The organism is Porphyromonas bobii (assembly GCF_943169685.1).
GTDB classification, from domain to species: Bacteria; Bacteroidota; Bacteroidia; order Bacteroidales; family Porphyromonadaceae; genus Porphyromonas; species Porphyromonas pasteri.
Genome location: NZ_CALPBU010000001.1, coordinates 414955 through 432869, shown reverse-complemented (window position 1 = coordinate 432869; position 17915 = coordinate 414955). Strand labels below are relative to the sequence as shown.

Sequence of the window (17915 nt, the reverse complement as noted above, 5' to 3'; positions counted from 1 at the left end):
ACCTCAGCATGGCAGTAGGCACTGGTAGCAATCCCAATAGACAGCGCATGATCAACCTCATGTACATCGTCTTCATCGCAATGATGGCACTCAATGTATCACCTGAGGTACTCGATGGCTTCAGCAAAGTGGAGGGAGAGCTACGCCAAGCGACAGCGGCCAGTGAGGCTCAGAATGGGCGCTTAGCCTCGGACATGCAAGCCGCCTTCAGCACCAATCCTGCGAAGGCAAGCATGTACTACGAGCAGAGCCAAGAGCTACAGCGACGCACTGACTCACTCTATCAGCACCTCCAGCAGCTGAAGGAAGCCATCGCCATCGAAGCTGATGGGCGCGGTGCATCCCCCGATTCCCTAGAGCATCGAGACAATCTATCAGCAGCCTCTGTCGTATTACTTGCCCCCATCCATCCCAAGGGGAAGGAGCTCCGCAAGCATCTCAATAGCTATACCTCCTGGGTCGGGAGCCTACTGAAGTCTTCCAACTCAGAGGGTAAGATTCTCTCTCGCCTTAGTACTCCTGAGGGGCGAGAAGGAAAGACTTGGGAAGAAGAGTGCTTTGAGAGCATGCCAGCCATAGCCGCTATCACCCAGCTCACCCAGCTGCAGAATAGCCTGCGCTATGTCGAGGGCGAGACACTCAGCGAACTGCTACGCAGCATAGGAGCCTCGGACTATCGCTCCAATAAGCTCACGGCCCAAGTCATCCCAGACAGCCGCATTATCCTACGCGGCGTCCCTTACCAAGCCGCCATCGTACTCAGCAGCATTGACACGACGAAGCACCCAAAAATCTACCTCCAAGGGAATGCCTTGCCCACCTCTTCAGCTGGAAGGATTAGCTTAGCGACACCATCGACCGGCACCTTCCCGATCAAAGGCCATATAGAGGCTGAGCTGAATGATGGGACGATCGTACGCAGCCCCTTTGAGGGTAGCTACACGGTGATCGAGCCAACAGCCACCATCGCCCCTACGATGATGAACGTCCTATATGCAGGGATTGACAACCCCATTCAAATAGCCGTCCCAGGCATTCCACTCCAGGATATCACAGCGACCAGCTCCTCGGGCAGCCTTATCCGAAAGGGAGATCTATGGATCGCTCACCCGACCAAGGCTGGGAGCGAAGTCATCATCTCCGTGACAGCCAACGTCGGAGGAAAGAGCCAGCCCGTAGCTCAGACGAAGCTCCGAGTACGTAGCCTCCCCGACCCGATGCCCTATCTCAGTATCAGTGTGGGGAGCGGAAGCACCCGATTCAAGGGAGGGCGAATAGCAAAGAGCTCTCTACTTGCTTCAGGCGGTGTCCGCGCAGCCCTTGATGACTCCTTCCTTGATATCAACTACAGCGTACTGCGCTTCCAGCTCTTAGCCTTCGACGCTCTGGGCAATGCACTCCCCGAACCCTCTCAAGGGGCAAACTTCTCCGACCGGCAGATACGCCTCATCCAAAATACGCCCCACGGACGTCGCCTCTTCATCACAGATATCATCGCTCGAGGCCCTGATGGCGTCGAGCGTCGTCTTCCCTCTCTTGAGCTTGTCATCGCATAGACCAAAGCCCACCTATCCTACGAAAGCAATGAAGCGAACAACCACTATATTCATCTCATCCCTTCTTCTCTCCTCACTTGGGCTCTCTGCTCAAGATGCACCTCGTACCCCTATCGTACGCAAGGGTACTCAGCAGACGGAGCGACGAGAGAAAAAGAAAGCCGTAGAGCATGCCACTAATCATAGGCTCACTGAGCGCGCTAAGACCTTCATATCCTCCGACACCATCACGATAGATCAGGTCGCCTGGCGCCGAGGGATCTACCGAGCTCTTGACCTTATGCAGCCTGCTAATGCTCCGCTTTATAGTCCCGAAATAGCTACTGAGCGAGAGGCGAACCTCTTCGCACAGATCTTCCAGCTCTATGTTGCTGGCAGACTCCCCGTATATGAATACCTTGATGGCCCCGAGCGCTTCGATGAGGCACATCGCCTAAGTTTCAAAGATTTCGTAGAGCGCTTCCAGATCAGCTATATCGAAGGGGATCCTCAAAGCATCCCATCCAGCGAAGTTAAGGGCTACTACATCAAGGAAGCACATATCTTCGATGAAGGGACCTCTACCTACTTGACGCAAGTAGAAGCCCTATGCCCCATCCTCTCAGGTGTAGGCGACTATGGGGAGCTACGCCTCCCTCTCTTCTGGATTAAGTACAGTGACCTGGCTCCTTACCTACAGAGGGGGCTCATCGCTCTAAGTGAGGGAAACAGCGCCTATCGAGGTACGCTCTTTGATTTCTTCCGCTTGGGACTCTACAAGGGGGAGATAGTCAAGACGGAGAACCTACGTGGACGTACGCTATCCCAAGAGTACCAGAGCCCTGAAGCCCAGAAGAAAGCGCAAGAGCATATCGAGCGAGAGCTATCAGACTTCCAGGTGCAGCTCTATCTCCCCGACAGCACGCTACATCAGCCGAAGCAGTCTCCCAAGAAGAGGAACAAGTCTAAGTCCAAGAGCCAGCCTACCTCAGATAGCAGTGCCAGCTCTACCAGTAAGTCATCCTCGACACCTATCACTCGCTCAGCCCGAGGCAGAGGCTACTAAGCCTACCCCACACATAAAGCGACAGCGCCCCCTCTCCATCGTGGAGAGGGGGCGCCGTCTTATAGCGGAGGATAAGCCTTAGTAGCTTATTCCTTTACTTCCCAATAGGCGTCCTTCATCAGGACATCTTCAAGCTTACGGATACCGGGCTTCTGAGCACGGACCTCCTCGATCTGCTGCGTGACAGCCTGGTCATAGCAAATATCCTCGACGTCGCGAATGACACCGAAGGCTACAGGCATATCATCGCTCGTACCCATCATCGCCAGCATCGTGTGGAGGGTAGGATCGACTTCGTGAGCATCGTGCGTCAGGACATCATCCAGTGTGTAGCCATCTTCGCCGATGGTCACGACTTTCAGGCGAAGGCCATCAAGGACGATACCCTTATTCTTCTCCTTACCGAAGATCATCTTCTCGCCATGGCGAAGTACGATGGAGCGGTCTTCACGCGTATCACGCTGAGCTACGCCCTTATGCACACCGTCATTGAAGATCACACAGTTCACCAGGACTTCGACGACAGCAGCGCCCTTATGCTGAGCACTTGCTACCATACACTGCCCGAGGAGCTTCATATCGATATCCAGTGAGCGAGCGAAGAAGCGACCACGTGCACCGAAGCAGAGCTCTGCAGGGATGAAGGGATCTTCGACCGTACCGAAGGGTGAGCTCTTTGAGACGAAGCCACGCTCAGAGGTAGGTGAATACTGACCCTTCGTCAGACCATAGATACGGTTATTGAAGAGGATGAAGTTGAGGTCTACATTACGACGGATAGCGTGAATGAAGTGGTTACCACCGATAGCGAGGCTGTCACCGTCCCCCGTAGCGATCCATACACAGAGATCGGGGCGAGCGGTCTTAAGACCTGTAGCGATAGCTGCAGCACGCCCGTGGATCGTGTGGAAGCCGTAGGCATTCACATAGTAGGGCAGACGTGAGGAGCACCCGATACCCGAGATGACTGCCGTCTGCTCGGTCGAGATACCCACCTCGGCCATAGACTTCTGGAGAGTAGCCAAGACACCATGGTCACCACAGCCAGGACACCAGCGTACGTACTGGTCGCTCTTGAAGCTCTTAGCGTCTAACTTCACTGGGTTTGCATTCGTTTCCATAGGGCTATTCTTCGATAAGTTTGATGAATTCTTCGACTAAGTGAGAGAGGCTGAAGGGCTGGCCAGTCACCTCGTTGTACTGATGAGGCACGAAGTTGTCGATCAGACCACGCAGGTGACGAGCGAACATACCCGTATTCTGCTCAGCGATGATGACCTTCTTGTAGCGGCGCAGCACTTCCTCTGTGTTCTTAGGCAGAGGGTTGATGAAAGCGAAGTGGGCATGAGCGATCTTGTAGCCCTGCTCACGGACCTTATGGGAAGCTTCGTAGAGGTGCCCATAGGTACCACCCCAGCCGACGATCAGCGTATCGGCATCCTGATCGCCTTCGACCTCGAGGAGAGGGATCTCATTAGAGATGTAGTCGATCTTCTCCTGACGAGTCTTGACCATAAGGGCGTGGTTAGCAGCGTCGGTACTGATAGCACTGGTCGTGAAGTTCTTTTCAAGACCACCGAGACGGTGCTCGAAGCCTGGGGTACCTGGTACAGCCCAGTAGCGAACCTTTGTTTCGGGGTTGCGGAAGTAAGGACGCCAGCCCTCAGCTGCACCTTCAGGGAGCTTAGACACGTAGTTAGGCTCGATCGTAGGCAGCTCATGGAGGTCGGGGATGCGCCAAGCCGAAGAACCGTTAGCTACGAAGGTATCCGTAAGCAGGATAACTGGAGTCATATGCTCAACGGCGATCTTAGCAGCCCAGTAGGCATAGAGGAAGCAAGTATCAGGTGTCGTCGCAGCGAGGACGGGGATAGGAGCTTCACCGTTGCGGCCATAGAGCGCCTGCATCAGGTCGGTCTGCTCACTCTTCGTAGGAAGACCTGTAGAAGGACCACCACGCTGTACGTCGATGATAACCAAAGGAAGCTCAGCCATCACAGCGAGGCCAATAGCTTCACTCTTCAGGGCAAGACCAGGACCAGAAGTAGTCGTCACAGCGAGGTCACCAGCGAACGAAGCACCGATAGCGGTACAGATACCAGCGATTTCGTCTTCTGCCTGGACGGTCTTCACGCCAAGAGCCTTGTGCTTAGCGAGCTCATGGAGGATATCCGTAGCAGGAGTGATAGGATAGCTACCGAGGAAGAGTTCGAGACCAGCTTGCTCAGAAGCTGCGATCAGCCCGTAAGCAGTAGCCTTGTTACCATTGATATCGAGGTAGCGGCCTGGTACAGGCTTCTGCGTTTCGATGCGGAAGATGCTGGCAGAGGCGTGAGTATTAGCACCGAAGTCAAAGCCGTGGTTCAGCGATGCGATGTTAGCATCACGGAGCTGAGGCTTCTTACCGAACTTACGGTCGAGGAACTGCTCTGCGGGGCCAAGAGGACGATCACAGATCCAGCAGATGAGCCCAAGAGCAAACATGTTCTTGCATCGGAGGGCAGACTTAGCGTCGAGGCCAAAGTCCTTAAGACCTTCCTTCACGATCGAAGAGATCGGAGCAGGGATGACCTGCTGAGTCTTCAGTCCGAGTTCTTCGAAGGGATCTTCAGTCAGGAACTCAGCCTTACGCAGGTCGTTGGTGGAGAAGGAGTCTGTGTCGATGATGATGATCGAGTCCTTCTTAAGGTATTTGACACTAACCTTAAGAGCGGCAGGATTCATCGCCACAAGAATATCCGCATTCTCACCTGGAGTACGTACCGAGCGAGAGCCGATCTGGACTTGATATCCAGATACACCACTCAGGGTACCCTGTGGGGCGCGGATCTCAGCGGGGAAGTCGGGGAGTGTCGAGATGGTGTTCCCCGTCATGGCGGAGAGGTCAGAGAAGATCGTCCCTGTGAGCTGCATACCGTCCCCCGAGTCACCGGAGAAGCGGATCACGATGTCTTTAAGGGTTTTGACCGCTTTCTGTTCGTCCATAGCTTTACTACTACAAATTATATAATACGTATGTTAGCACGGCCAAAGCCACCTATGGGAGGTTGTGTCTTCTGGTGAGGAATAGTACCGTTAGTGATAGAGGACATGCCGTGCCACCATTGCTTATTTTGTTCTGCAAATGCAAAGCAAAGCTAACGAATAAAGTACACCCCACCAAACCCCGACTTAATTAATTATTTTCATAAGCATAGGGGATGCATCCCCTCCTCCACAAGGCGATAGCAGCTACTGACCGAATAGCAAGCAGAGAGCTTCGGACATCCAATAGGCAAGACTCCTCCAGTCGCTCTTAAACACCCTAAGACTGGGGACCGTAAGTGAGGGAAAGAGGCTATTAAATTGGCGACAGCTCACTATGCATTGGCTCATTAAGCCCCGTCTTTCTTCAGGCCCTAAGCCCCGATTCATAAGGCTCCCCCTATTACAGGGGGCTGTTTCTAACCAATAGTGGTCTGCGGGTGAAGCAATACGACTTTGCACTCGAAGCAATATTGAGACCATTGTGCAAGGCCATCCCTTTACAGCTTGCACTTTCCTCCTTCGAACTTCTCAACCTAAAGGCTCCGATTTTCGAGGAAAGAAGGTCGAGTAATGGAGAGGTGGGCTTGCGCAATGCTCTCATAATAGGTATATGGGTGCGTGGCGTAGAGCTATATAGGATGGCGAAGCAAACTATATAACTTTGGACTGATTCCTATATAGCTTTGTGCAGTGACCTCTATCAGGTTGTTGCTCCGCGTAGGGATAAAAGTTGCGGACGAGTGGCAGGTAAGTTTGGACTACGTACATGGATCTAATATCTACGTACGTGGATATTTGGATTTACGTGCCTGGTCTTTAAGACTACGTGCATAGACAGCGGAAAACCACTATGTGAAGGCGCTTTTTTCTTCACGAGAAGGACACTTTTCCCTCCGCTGAATAAGAGGAATATGCGCGATAAGGCGATGGGCTTGTGTAGCACTTCGGAGAGATATGGCGGGGAGCTGGGCGTGCGATGTCTTAGCACTCTAAGAGAGGACAGGACTCTTCTCAACTGTCTCATATTGGTTTATCCCTCATACCACTATTGGTTTGCCCCTTGTACCAATACTGCTTTGATTGTAGACCACTATTGGTTTGAAGCACCACTCAGTAGCGACGCATCAAACAACCTCCGCAAATACTTCGGCCTTCATCACATGATCCCCCCCAAGTCCATCGTACTTTTTCAGTCCAAGACTAACCAAATCTTGGTATCTTTGCCTTGGACATCGACCAAAAGGCTCGGAATTGGACTCCACCTCAGCAGGAAGTCGATCCCCATATATTAATATGAATAGCGATAGCATAGTCATTATACCCACCTACAACGAGCGGGAGAACATCGCCCAGATGATCGACACCGTACTCGCACTCCCCCAGCCCTTCCACCTGCTCATCGTCGATGATGGATCGCCCGATGGCACCGCGGCCATCGTCCGAGAGAAGCAAACAGAATATCCTGGGCGGGTACATCTCTTGGAGCGCTCGGGCAAGCTCGGACTCGGCACAGCCTACATCGCCGGATTCCAGTGGTCACTACAGCACGACTACGAGTATATCTTCGAGATGGACTGTGACTTCAGCCACCCTCCGATGAAGCTACTGGAGCTCTATAAGGCATGTGCCGAAGGAGGAGCAGATGTAGCCGTTGGCTCACGCTATACGCGTGGTGGACGTGTGAAGAACTGGCCGCTGGATCGCATCCTCATGAGCTATGGGGCTTCACTCTACGTGCGCCTCATCACCTTCATGCCTGTCAAGGACTCGACGGCTGGCTTCGTCTGCTATCGTCGCCGAGTACTTGAGACGATGGTCCTTCCCGAAGTACACTTCAAGGGCTATGCCTTCCAGATCGAGATGAAGTACACCGCCTACTGCCTTGGCTTCAAGATCAAGGAGGTACCCATCACCTTCGAAGACCGCGTACTGGGTACATCGAAGATGAATACCTCGATCTTCAAGGAGGCTTTCCTCGGGGTCTTCAAGCTCCGCTACTGGCACTGCTTCAAGGGCTTCCCCAATAAGAATACGCTAAGCACCAACGCCTAACACCTCATATACTATTACTATGCAGCTCCACTTGGCTTGTAAGCGATCTCTGCTTGTACTCCTCACGGCTTGTGCCCTTCCCGCCCTCAGCATGGCACAGCAGGCTCCCGAGGACCAGCTACTCCGTCTTATCAAGATGCCCCTGAAAAATATCTTCGTGGAGTATCCCAATAAGACGAGCCACAATATCCTCGACAGCCTCGATGCACGACTCACTCCACGTGACCTGCACCCAGCTTTCTACGGCTCCTTCGACTGGCACAGCTCCGTACATAGCCATTGGATGCTCGCCGAAATCCTATCAACTTACCCCGATATCTCTGCTCGAGGCGAGATCATCGCAGCCTTTGATGAGCACTTCACAGAGGAGAAGATGCGTGGAGAAGCGGCTTACTTTGACCGTAAGCTCTCGGGCAACTATGAGCGCACCTACGGCTGGGCATGGCTTATAAAGCTCAGCGAACAGCTACATGACCTCGCGGAGCATAGTGCAGATAAGGCTCTGCAAGAGAAGGCTAAGGGCTGGGCTACTCACGTCGATATCCTCTCGGATAAGATCGTCACAAAGTGGAAGGCCTATCTGCCCAAGATGACCTACCCCAACCGCATCGGCACGCACTCCAACTCCGCCTTTGCACTCGCCTTCGCTATTGACTTTGCCCGTGCTCGTGGAGACAAGGAATTCGAGCAGGCCCTCATCGCCAAAGCGCGTCAGCTCCACCTCGGCGACAAGAAGGCACCAGCCGAATGGGAGCCTAATGCTACCGACTTCTTCTCCCCTACGCTGATGGTAGCAGACCTGATGACGCGTGTACTCCCCCAGCGAGAGTACGTACGCTGGCTCTCAACTTACTTCACGCCACAGGGCATCAACCGCCTCTGCGAGAAGCCCGTCGTCAGCGACCTCACCGACTACACCATCGTGCATCTGGTAGGTCTTGCATATACTCGTGCTTGGACGATGGCTCGCATCTCTGGCTACCTGCCCCAGGGGCATCCGCTCAAGGCACGCTTCGCTCGTACATCAGCTCAGATGTATGCCCACGGGATGGATCAGATCTTCCGCTCTGACTATGGTGGTGACCACTGGCTGGCGACTTTTGCCCGCTACGCAGAGGAGGTGATGAAGGCCAATAAGATCAAGCACTAAGCCCAAGGATACGCCCTACCTATGCGCATCAGTAAGATAGGAGAGCAGTGGGCCCACGGCGGAGGCGCATGGCTCAATAGACACAGCAACGTCCGTACGGGGATGATCATCGCATCGATCATCTTCATCATCGTCTCCCTCTGGGCATCAGACCGCTTGGTCACTCGTATGGCAGAGGCTGAGCGTCTGAATATGGAGATCTGGGCTAATGCTACCCAGGCCACCACGACGAACGATATCAACACCACACTCATCTACCTCTCGCGTATCCTCGAGTCCAACCCTTCTATCCCGACCATCATCACGGACAAGGAGGGGCGCATCATCAGCTACAATAATATTGAGCTACCGAAGGAGGATACGGAGAAATTCCTCTATCAGAAGCTGGCAGCCTTCCGCACAGGCTACCCTCCTATCGTCATGGAGGGGCTTACCGATCCACTCTACCTCTACTATTCCGATAGTAAGGTCCTCCAGCAGCTACACATCTTCCCCTACATTCAGCTCGCTGTCTTCTTCCTCTTCCTTGGTGTCGCTATCGTGGCTCTCGTTAGCTTGAAGAAGTCAGACCAGAACCGCATCTGGGAGGGACTGGCTCGTGAGACAGCGCATCAGCTGGGGACTCCTACCTCATCGCTCATGGCATGGAAGCAGTACCTTGAGAGCACGGGGACCGAAGAGATGGTCACCAACGAAATGGAGAAGGATATTGAGCGCCTTGGCATCATCGCTGACCGCTTCCAGAAGATCGGTTCGTCCCCCAACCTCAAGTCGGCTGACCTGCAAGAGGTCGTCCTGCGTGCCATCCACTACATGCAGCCACGTATTTCCTCTCAGGTAGAGCTTATTCCTCCCACATCACTGGATGAAGCTATCGTCGTGAAGCTCAGTGAGCCGCTCATGGCATGGGTCTTCGAGAATCTCATCAAGAACGCCGTCGATGCTATGGAGGGCAAGGGAAAGATCACCTTCCAGTACATCCTCAAAGATCAGTGGGTCTACATTGATGTCACCGATACGGGGAGAGGCATCCCCAGAGGGATGCACCGCAATATCTTCCGCCCTGGGGTGACGACCCGTCAGCGTGGGTGGGGACTCGGGCTCTCCTTGGCGCGCCGTATCGTCGAGGAGTATCACCGTGGGCACATCTACGTCAAGCACTCTGAGCTGGGAGTAGGCACAACCTTCCGTATCGAGCTCCGTCGCGAGATGGAGTAGCCACTACCCCTGACACCATTATTACGAAGCAACGATGGCAGAGCAACTTCACCTCCAAGCGACCTCTCGAGAAGAGCGTTACCAAGAGCTCTATCCCCAGCTACAAAGCCTCACTTGTCGGGAGACCAATCTCATCGCTAATCTTGCCAACGCGGCGGCAGCACTGCGCCAGGCCTTCGGCTTCTTCTGGGTAGGCTTCTACTTGGTGGAAGGAGATGAGCTGGTGCTTGGGCCATTCCAAGGAGATATTGCTTGCACACGTATCGCACGAGGTCGAGGGGTCTGTGGTGCGAGCTGGCTGACGGGGAAGACGCTTGTCGTCCCCGATGTAGATGCCTTCCCTGGGCATATCGCCTGCTCCTCCGCATCACGCTCCGAGATCGTCGTACCGCTGAGAGATACCGCAGGAGAGATCGCGGGCGTCTTGGATATCGATAGTGATCAGCTCTCGGACTTCTCGGAGGAAGTAGATCGCCCCGCCCTTGAGCGGATCGCTCTGCTCCTGGCTCCCCTATTCTCCAAGGCGAAGCAGTGAAGTCCACTTCATCCCTCACACGCTCCTACCGAGATCCAGCAGCCCCCCTACACCTTCGCTGGACACTACCGCCCTCGAAGAGCCTTTGGGCGAGAGCCCTCCTACTTGACGCGCTTCGCGGCAAGCTTCCACACTTCGACTTTGCCGAAGGTACTCCACTGGATATCTTAGCTCTTCACGCTGCGCTCCGTACTTACCAAGAGGGAGCGGAGGAGATCAATGTCTCAGAGTCAGGCACGGCGATGCGCTTCGTCTGCGCTTATCTTGCGGTCACCACCCAGCGCCCCGTGAGGCTCTCTGGTACGGGGCGCCAACATGAGCGACCGATCGCTCCACTGGTAGAAGCCCTGCGTAGCCAAGGAGCGAAGATCACCTACCTAAACTATGAAGGCTATCCCCCGCTACTCATCGAGCCCAGCACCTTCGCTTGGCAGGGCTGTGTGCTGGATGCTTCTTCCAGCTCTCAGTATCTGAGTGCCCTCCTACTTCTTGCGCCAACACTTCCCATAGGCTTCGAGGTCGACACACGGCGCTATGGCCTTGCCTCTCGCCCCTATGCGCTGATGACCATAGCCCAGCTCCGAGAGCAAGGCTTCATCTGGGAGGAAGCTCCCAGCGGGCTCTTCGCCTATCGGGGGAAGGTGGAAGAGGATAGCCGCAGTACATCGCCTCTTGATCAAGGCTATGAAGCCGATTGGAGTGCAGCATCCTATGCCTATGCACTCCTCAGCCTCTTGCCCATAGGCTCTACCATCGAGCTCTCGGGACTCGCACTCCCCTCACTACAGGGGGATGCGGCCCATCTTGTACAGCTCTTTGAGCAGCTGGGTGTTCATACCGAGAAGACCGAAGCAGGGATATGCATCACCCATACCGCAGAGGAAGCCAAGCGCGTGCACTTCACAGCGCACATGAGTGACTGCCCCGATCTCGTCCCTGCCGTCGTCGCAGCACTCGTCGGTCGAGGTGAATCATTCATGCTCTCGGGAGTAGCTCATCTTCGTATCAAGGAGTCCGACCGCCTCCAAGCGCTTGCTGACGAGCTGGCGAAGCTCAGTGTCAAGCTCACCCTTGGCCCCGATAGCCTTAGCTGGGATGGCAAGACACCGCTCACAGCTCACGGCTCAGCACCGACGCTCTCACCGCATAGTGACCATCGCATAGCCATGGCACTCGCTCTACTTGCGCTTCGTGTCCCCAAGCTTCGGATGCAAGAGCCTGAGGTGGTAGCCAAGAGCTTCCCTCGCTTCTGGCTGGAAGTTGCCCCCTGCATCATGCAGCAGACCGAATAGAAGAGGTAGACAAGGACAAATAAGGCAGCGCCCCCTTAGCACGTGGCTAAGGGGGCGCTGCCTTATTTGTTATGTTCGTGCAAGGGCTTAGGGAGCATCAGGAGCGAACATGGGGTCCCAAGCAGGGAGCTGTACGGGCTTCGTCTTCAAGAGGTCAAGCACCTTCTGCGTAGCGTACTTCTTGTTCACTACAAGGCGGAAGGTGTAGGCATCGAACCACGCATCTGTCATGATGATATGGCCCTTGACACCCGTCTTCTCACCCCAGCTATTCTCTACCTTCCACTTCACGGGCTTACCCGAAGCATCAAGATCCACAGCCTTGAGGGTCATGGCGTGCGTCGAGCCACTATCGAAGGTCTGGATGCGCTCAGCCTTATCCATGTCGAAGGGATAGCCGAGGAGCGAAGCGTAATCGTAGTTATCAAGAGCAGCGATACCCTGCGAGCGATCCAGCTCACGGCCGACATCGCAGGAGTAGTACATCATCGTATTGTCCTTGAGCGAAGCGATAGCCATCTGCTTGATCTCATCCATGGGAAGGTTCACATACGTCCAGTTCTTCCCATCATAGGCGTGACGGTCGTACTCGATCTCATAGACCTTGTAGTAAGGACGAGAGGGATCATTCATCAGCATGATGAACTGGCCACGAAGGTCAGCACCGACGAAGCGTTCATAGAAGGACTGAGGCGTATAGGTCTCGGTAGAGATCGCCTTGCCGTCCTTATCCTTCAGCGTATAGGTGAAGGAAGTGGGAGGGATGCCGAGGTTGAGGCTCAGCAGGCGGTAGACCTTCTTCAGACCGTCCTCCTTGCGCTTGCGAAGCTGAGCGAGTGATTCGCCCTTCTCGGAAGCCTTACGCAGCTGGATCCCCGTCTGACGGAGCGTGCGTGCGAGCATCTTACCCAGCAGCTTGGTATTGTTACTCGAGGCGGTCTCGGGCATGACCTCAGCAGGTACGACACCATACTTATAGAGGTTGTCGGAGATCCCCGTGAACTGGCCACCGTCATTGATGGGGTTCTTGAAGAGCCACTCTACCTTCGTATCGTTGATAGGGAGCTTGCGCGTCTCGATGATCCCTTCGAGGAAGAGGTTAGACTTCTCAAGCTGGTCCCAGAAGAAGGAGTAGTTCTGCGAGAAGAAGAACGTGCCGGACTTCTCGCGAGTCATCAGCTGAGCGCGCAGGACATTGAGCCCCGTGAAGAGCCAGCAGCGTCCGCTCTGCTTCTGGTCGGTGATACCGGAGCTCTGTACCTCGATGGAGAACTTATCTTCGATCGAGCGTGGGCGCTGATTGTTGATGAAGAAGTCCTGCATTCCTTGTACGGCGATGGCGTTGTGGAGTGCCTTCTCGGTAGAGGACTTAGGCTCACTCTGACGAAGCTCTTCGAGGAGCTTGGGGGTGATAGCCCCATCCTTCGAGGCCTGAGCGTGCAGTGCAGTCGCAGAGCTACCGAGGCAGAGGAGAAGGGCTAATGAAGTCGTTAGGACTGATTTCATAGGTCTTATTATAATTATTGAAGTATGCGAGGTTAGGGGTTCTCTTCCTTGTCGAACCACGAGGCGTACATCTGGTAATTGTTGGCGATGCGCTCGTTCAGCTCGCGTCCCTGCTCGGGGGAGACCTTCTTGACGAGCTTAGCAGGCACGCCAGCCCACAGGGTGTAAGGCTCGATGATGGTCTTGGACAAGACGACCGAGCCTGCAGCTACGATAGCCCCTTCGCCGACGACGACATCATCCATCACGACGGATCCCATGCCGATGAGGGCGTAGTCACGGATATGGCAGCCGTGGAGCGTGACATTGTGCCCGACGGAGACATTGTCACCGATCTCGATCGTGGACTTCTGATAGAGGGTATGGAGGACGGAGCCGTCCTGGATATTGACGTTGTTGCCGATGCGGATGGAGTTGACGTCACCGCGGAGGACGGAGTTGAACCAGATACTGCAGCCCTTCCCGAGGACGACATCTCCGACGATGGTAGCGTTGACAGCGAGGAAGCAGTCCTCACCGATCTGAGGCGCGATGCCTCGTACAGTCTGTATGAATGCCATGATGCTTATTGTTATTGCTTAGCTACGCAAAGATAATGAATCCCTGGGGCAAAGACGACGCCTATATAAGCCTCATTGAAGGTCCCCCACTCCCCTTCACACCTCACCACTAAATCTCGGACGATACGCCTCCATAGAGATACGCTCGGAGCGGTATAGCAGAGCCTTGGCTGCCATCACAAGAAAAAACCTCGATAGCTGGTGGTATCTCCTCTCGCGCAATAGCTGTATTCTCCTCAAGATCAAGGGAAATACTTTGATCCATGCACGTAGTCTTAAAGTCCATGCACGAGAAGCCTATCATCCACGCACGTAGTCCTTAGGTCTTCGCACATAGACAAAGCTATAGAGCTATAGCCTGAGAACTTTTTACAAGCGAGAATGAAGCTTTATCTAAGGCAAAGAACAAGTTTCCCTACAGAGGATCAGTGAGGGTCGCCGTAGTGCGCCTCACCTCAAAAGACAGCGAGGGCGAATCACCGTAGCGACATATCTACGCAGCTCACCTCACACCAAACTGACGAGTCAGCAGAATAGAGCGATATTACCCCATCTTATTATACTACCTTTGTAGCGCTCGATGAAGAGCGCCAATGCTACGAAGACAATGCTTATACGACGACACGTACTCCTCCTCACCCTCAGTAGTATGAGCCTCGCGGCTCCCCGACTGGCAGCACAGCAGGTACAGCCTACGACCGACGAGGTCGCCCTCCAAGCCTTCGCCCTGGACAGCCTCGTGACTCAAGGGACGGACTACTATACCCCTACCCCTGTCTCTTCGCCTCTTCTCCTGGAGCTTCTCGCCGTAGCCCCCAGTCTCTCTCAGCAGCTCCTGCAGTACTATCAGGCGGGAGGGACCAATCCCTACCAGTCTACCCTCCCCTTCATCAGCCCCACTCTAAGGAAGAAGACGACGAAGAGCCGGCTCGACTTCTCTCCCGTCTCGGGGATAGGCCTTGAGCTTCCTGCCCCCGAGCTGAGCTTCCTCCCCCCGACATCTGGCCCGACTTTAGAGCACCTTCCTATCGACCTCTCGGGACTTAATAGCTATAGCTACGGACTCCGCCAGCGTATGCTCGCGCATATCCTGCCCTCGAGAGATGGTATCGGTGGACGAGAGTTCAGCTCCAAGCCCAAGACCCTCGTGCTGACACGTCCCAGCTTCGAATCCGCCGAACGTGCCCTCTCCGAATATACCAAGGAGACCCCCACGCTGGGTATACAGCTACCCCAGGATCTCAGCCTGTCGGTCCTGCAGCAGCGCCACTGGATCCCCGCACTGGAGAGTAGCATACAGTTCTCACAGAACTATGTCTCGGACAACTGGTACAAGGGCGGTGCCTCCAACCTCAACCTCTTTATGAGGACGTACTTCGGGCTACGCTACGTCACCGAGCGTGTCCAGTGGACCAACGAGATAGAGAGCAAGCTGAACGTCTACAATGCCGAGAAGGATAGCGTGCATCGCTACCGCATCGCAGATGACCTGCTGCGCCTGCGCTCCAACTATGGTCTGAAGGCTTGGAACAAGATGTACTATACCATCGACGCTGAGCTCCGCACGCAGCTCCTCCACTCCTATCTGGAGAATAAGCGCAGCCTGCAGTCCGACTTCCTCGCTCCGTACACGATCAACGTAGGGCTCGGGATGAAGTACGACTACTCGATGAAGTCCAAGAGAGTCTACGGTCGCTCCTTCGACCTCTCGATCAACGTCGCTCCACTCTCCTACACCTTCCGCGCGACGAAGGATAGCCACATTGACTTAGGACGTCACGGTCTGAGCTCCGACAAGCTCTGGTATCAGCGCATCGGCTCCACGATCCGTGCGAACTGGCAGTGGCGCGTGAACATGAACCTCACTTGGACCTCACGATTCTACTTCAACACCTCCTACCAGCAAGTCGAAGCCGAGTGGGAGAACACGCTTGATATGGCGCTGACGCGCTTCTTCTCCACGCGCCTCAATCTCAACCTCCGATACGACGATGCCGTGCGTCCCGCATCAGGATGGAATAAGCATCTCCAGTACAATGAGCTCCTGAGCTTCGGCTTCAACTACCGTCTCTGAGCTGGAGCTCTCCGCAAGACTTCCTCCACACGATACCAAGTAGCCCTCCCCATCATCTTGCTTAGCAGTGATGGGGAGGGCTACTCTCTTATACATGCTCACAATGAGAAGAAGTGTGCAGGTCTAAGCAAAAAGCCGTACCTTTGCCCAAAGGTTTACCGGAACATGGGGACTCACCCCACTCAAGAAATGATAGCAAAGAACTTAATATCCTTCTTCGAAGATAGCTTTAAGAAACACTGGGATCTGCCCGCGATGTCCAACTACGAAGGACAGACCTATACCTACGGACAGATGACCGAAGCCATAGACGAGTGGCACCAATTCTTCCGACTCCAAGGGCTACAGCGTGGCGATAAGGTCGCTCTCATGGGCAAGGACTCTGCTGAATGGGCGATCTTCTTCATAGCCGTCATTACCTATGGTGCGGTGATCGTGCCTATCTTGCAGGACTTCCCTCCTGCTGATGCGATGCAGATCATCGACCACTCTGAGTCGAAGCTCTTAGCGATCAATGCAAATCTGTGGAGCAACATGCGCCCAGAGGGCATCCCCTTAGCATCTACGATCCTGGACTTCCAAGAGGGGCATATCCTTCACGGCACGCCCGAAGCTGTACAGCAGTTCGCCGATGCCAAGGCTAACCACAAGGCGCAGTACCCCACAGGTATGCGCCCCGAGGATGTCAGCTACTACCACACCCCGAATGAAGAGCTTCTCGTACTGAACTACACCTCCGGTACGACGGGCTTCAGCAAGGGGGTCATGCTCTCGGGCAATAACTTCGCAGGGAACCTCGCCTTCTGTATTGAGCGAAATATCATCCGCGCTAAGGAGACCCTGCTGTGCTTCCTCCCGATGGCACACGTCTACAGCTGCATGATCAACCTCTTCCTCGCGATGGCTTCGGGTACCCATGTCGTCGTGCTGGGTAAGATTCCTTCGCCCAAGATCCTCGGTGTAGCCTTCAAGAAGGTGCGCCCCACGGTCATCATATCCGTACCGCTTGTCCTGGAGAAGATCTATCAAAATACGCTTCAGCCCATACTCAAGAGCCGCAAGGTACGCTTTATGCTCTCCCTGCCCATCCTGCGCAATGTGGTCTATCGTAAGATCCGCGAGCAGCTCTGCGAAGGACTTGGCGGAGCATTCCGTCAGGTGATCGTCGGGGGTGCAGCCCTCAATCCCGAGGTCGGCGAATTCCTCAAGCGCATTGGTTTCCCCATCACCGTGGGCTATGGTATGACGGAGTGTGCACCGCTCATCTCCTTCATCGAAGCTGAGGAATGGCGTCTACGCTCCTGCGGTCGTGTGCTCGAGCCCTATATGGAGGCACGTATCGCTCCTCTCAATGACGAGCAGACACCCTCTGCCACCGCCTCCGAGATCGGTGAGATCCAGGTGCGTGGGGAGAATGTCTGTATGGGCTACTACAAGAACCCCGAGCAGACGGCAGCACTCTTCACCGAAGATGGCTGGATGCGCACGGGGGACCTCGGCACGATGGATAGCGACCACTTCCTCTACATCCGTGGTCGCTCCAAGGCTATGCTCCTCGGTAGCAACGGGCAGAATATCTATCCCGAAGAGCTGGAGGCTAAGATCGGTATGCTCCCCTACGTGCAGGAAAGTCTCGTACTGATGCGCGAGGGGAAGCTGGAGGCACTCATCGTCCCCAACATGCAGCTCATCGAGCAGGCAGGCATCACGCTGGATGAAGCATGGGAAGCTATCCAGAGCCAGCGCGCTGCTCTCAACGAGCAGGTCGGTAGCTACGAGAAGATCCAGCGCTTCGAGCTTCGCACCGAGCCCTTCGAGAAGACTCCCAAGCAGAGCATTCGCCGCTACCTATATAAGTAGGAGCGACGTCCATCTCTCCCGCCTCGGAGGCGAGATAATC

General features: G+C 54.7%; 13 protein-coding genes. 9 read left to right on the top strand and 4 right to left on the bottom strand.

What is annotated here, in order from left to right; genetic code table 11:
* Positions 1-8 precede the first annotated feature (8 nt).
* Positions 9-1556 (top strand): type IX secretion system motor protein PorM/GldM, encoded by a 1548-nt coding sequence (gene porM, locus KO088_RS01760; RefSeq protein WP_215493125.1) that lies wholly within the window; start codon positions 9-11, stop codon positions 1554-1556.
* Positions 1557-1584: 28 nt separating this feature from the next.
* Positions 1585-2601: a type IX secretion system ring subunit PorN/GldN gene (porN, locus tag KO088_RS01755; RefSeq protein WP_215493124.1), complete on the top strand. Its 1017-nt coding sequence runs from the start codon at positions 1585-1587 to the stop codon at positions 2599-2601.
* A gap of 86 nt (positions 2602-2687) precedes the next feature.
* Here porN and KO088_RS01750 read toward each other — a convergent pair whose 3' ends face one another.
* The gene (locus tag KO088_RS01750) at positions 2688-3722 is read right to left on the bottom strand and encodes a 2-oxoacid:ferredoxin oxidoreductase subunit beta (RefSeq protein ID WP_215493123.1); all 1035 of its coding nucleotides are present in this window, start codon (positions 3720-3722) and stop codon (positions 2688-2690) included.
* A 4-nt stretch (positions 3723-3726) separates the two neighbouring features.
* Positions 3727-5586 (bottom strand): 2-oxoacid:acceptor oxidoreductase subunit alpha, encoded by a 1860-nt coding sequence (locus KO088_RS01745; protein WP_188807390.1) that lies wholly within the window; start codon positions 5584-5586, stop codon positions 3727-3729.
* A gap of 1335 nt (positions 5587-6921) precedes the next feature.
* Between KO088_RS01745 and KO088_RS01740 the strand changes: the two genes are divergently transcribed.
* Genes KO088_RS01740 through KO088_RS01720 form a run of 5 tightly spaced genes read left to right on the top strand, consistent with a single transcriptional unit; the run spans position 6922 to position 11875 of the window.
* Positions 6922-7680 (top strand): polyprenol monophosphomannose synthase, encoded by a 759-nt coding sequence (locus tag KO088_RS01740; RefSeq protein ID WP_215493122.1) that lies wholly within the window; start codon positions 6922-6924, stop codon positions 7678-7680.
* Positions 7681-7699: 19 nt separating this feature from the next.
* A complete protein-coding gene (locus tag KO088_RS01735) occupies positions 7700-8830 on the top strand; it encodes a DUF2891 domain-containing protein (RefSeq protein ID WP_215493121.1) in 1131 nt (376 codons plus the stop codon).
* 21 nt (positions 8831-8851) lie between these two features.
* Complete coding sequence (locus KO088_RS01730; RefSeq protein WP_215493120.1) at positions 8852-10048, top strand: sensor histidine kinase; 1197 nt, start codon at positions 8852-8854, stop codon at positions 10046-10048.
* A 34-nt stretch (positions 10049-10082) separates the two neighbouring features.
* Positions 10083-10583, top strand: coding sequence for a GAF domain-containing protein (locus KO088_RS01725; RefSeq protein ID WP_215493119.1), 501 nt, complete (start codon positions 10083-10085; stop codon positions 10581-10583).
* Complete coding sequence (locus KO088_RS01720; RefSeq protein WP_215493118.1) at positions 10580-11875, top strand: 3-phosphoshikimate 1-carboxyvinyltransferase; 1296 nt, start codon at positions 10580-10582, stop codon at positions 11873-11875. Before KO088_RS01725 ends, KO088_RS01720 begins: the two co-directional genes overlap by 4 nt.
* Positions 11876-11962: 87 nt before the next feature.
* Here the strand turns inward: KO088_RS01720 and KO088_RS01715 are convergent, their stop codons facing one another.
* Both KO088_RS01715 and KO088_RS01710 read right to left on the bottom strand, forming a co-directional pair.
* Positions 11963-13381 (bottom strand): C1 family peptidase, encoded by a 1419-nt coding sequence (locus KO088_RS01715; RefSeq protein ID WP_215493117.1) that lies wholly within the window; start codon positions 13379-13381, stop codon positions 11963-11965.
* A 32-nt stretch (positions 13382-13413) separates the two neighbouring features.
* Positions 13414-13941 carry a gamma carbonic anhydrase family protein gene (locus KO088_RS01710; protein WP_009433152.1) on the bottom strand — a complete coding sequence of 176 codons (528 nt, stop codon included), beginning with the start codon at positions 13939-13941 and terminating at the stop codon, positions 13414-13416.
* 607 nt (positions 13942-14548) lie between these two features.
* On the opposite strand from KO088_RS01710, the gene KO088_RS01705 reads away from it, so the two are divergent.
* Together KO088_RS01705 and KO088_RS01700 are read left to right on the top strand one after the other, a co-directional pair.
* Positions 14549-16015, top strand: coding sequence for a DUF3078 domain-containing protein (locus KO088_RS01705; RefSeq protein ID WP_251419716.1), 1467 nt, complete (start codon positions 14549-14551; stop codon positions 16013-16015).
* Between the two features lie 189 nt (positions 16016-16204).
* Positions 16205-17875, top strand: a complete 1671-nt coding sequence (locus tag KO088_RS01700) for an AMP-binding protein (RefSeq protein WP_215493115.1) — start codon at positions 16205-16207, stop codon at positions 17873-17875.
* The last annotated feature ends 40 nt before the right edge of the window (positions 17876-17915 follow it).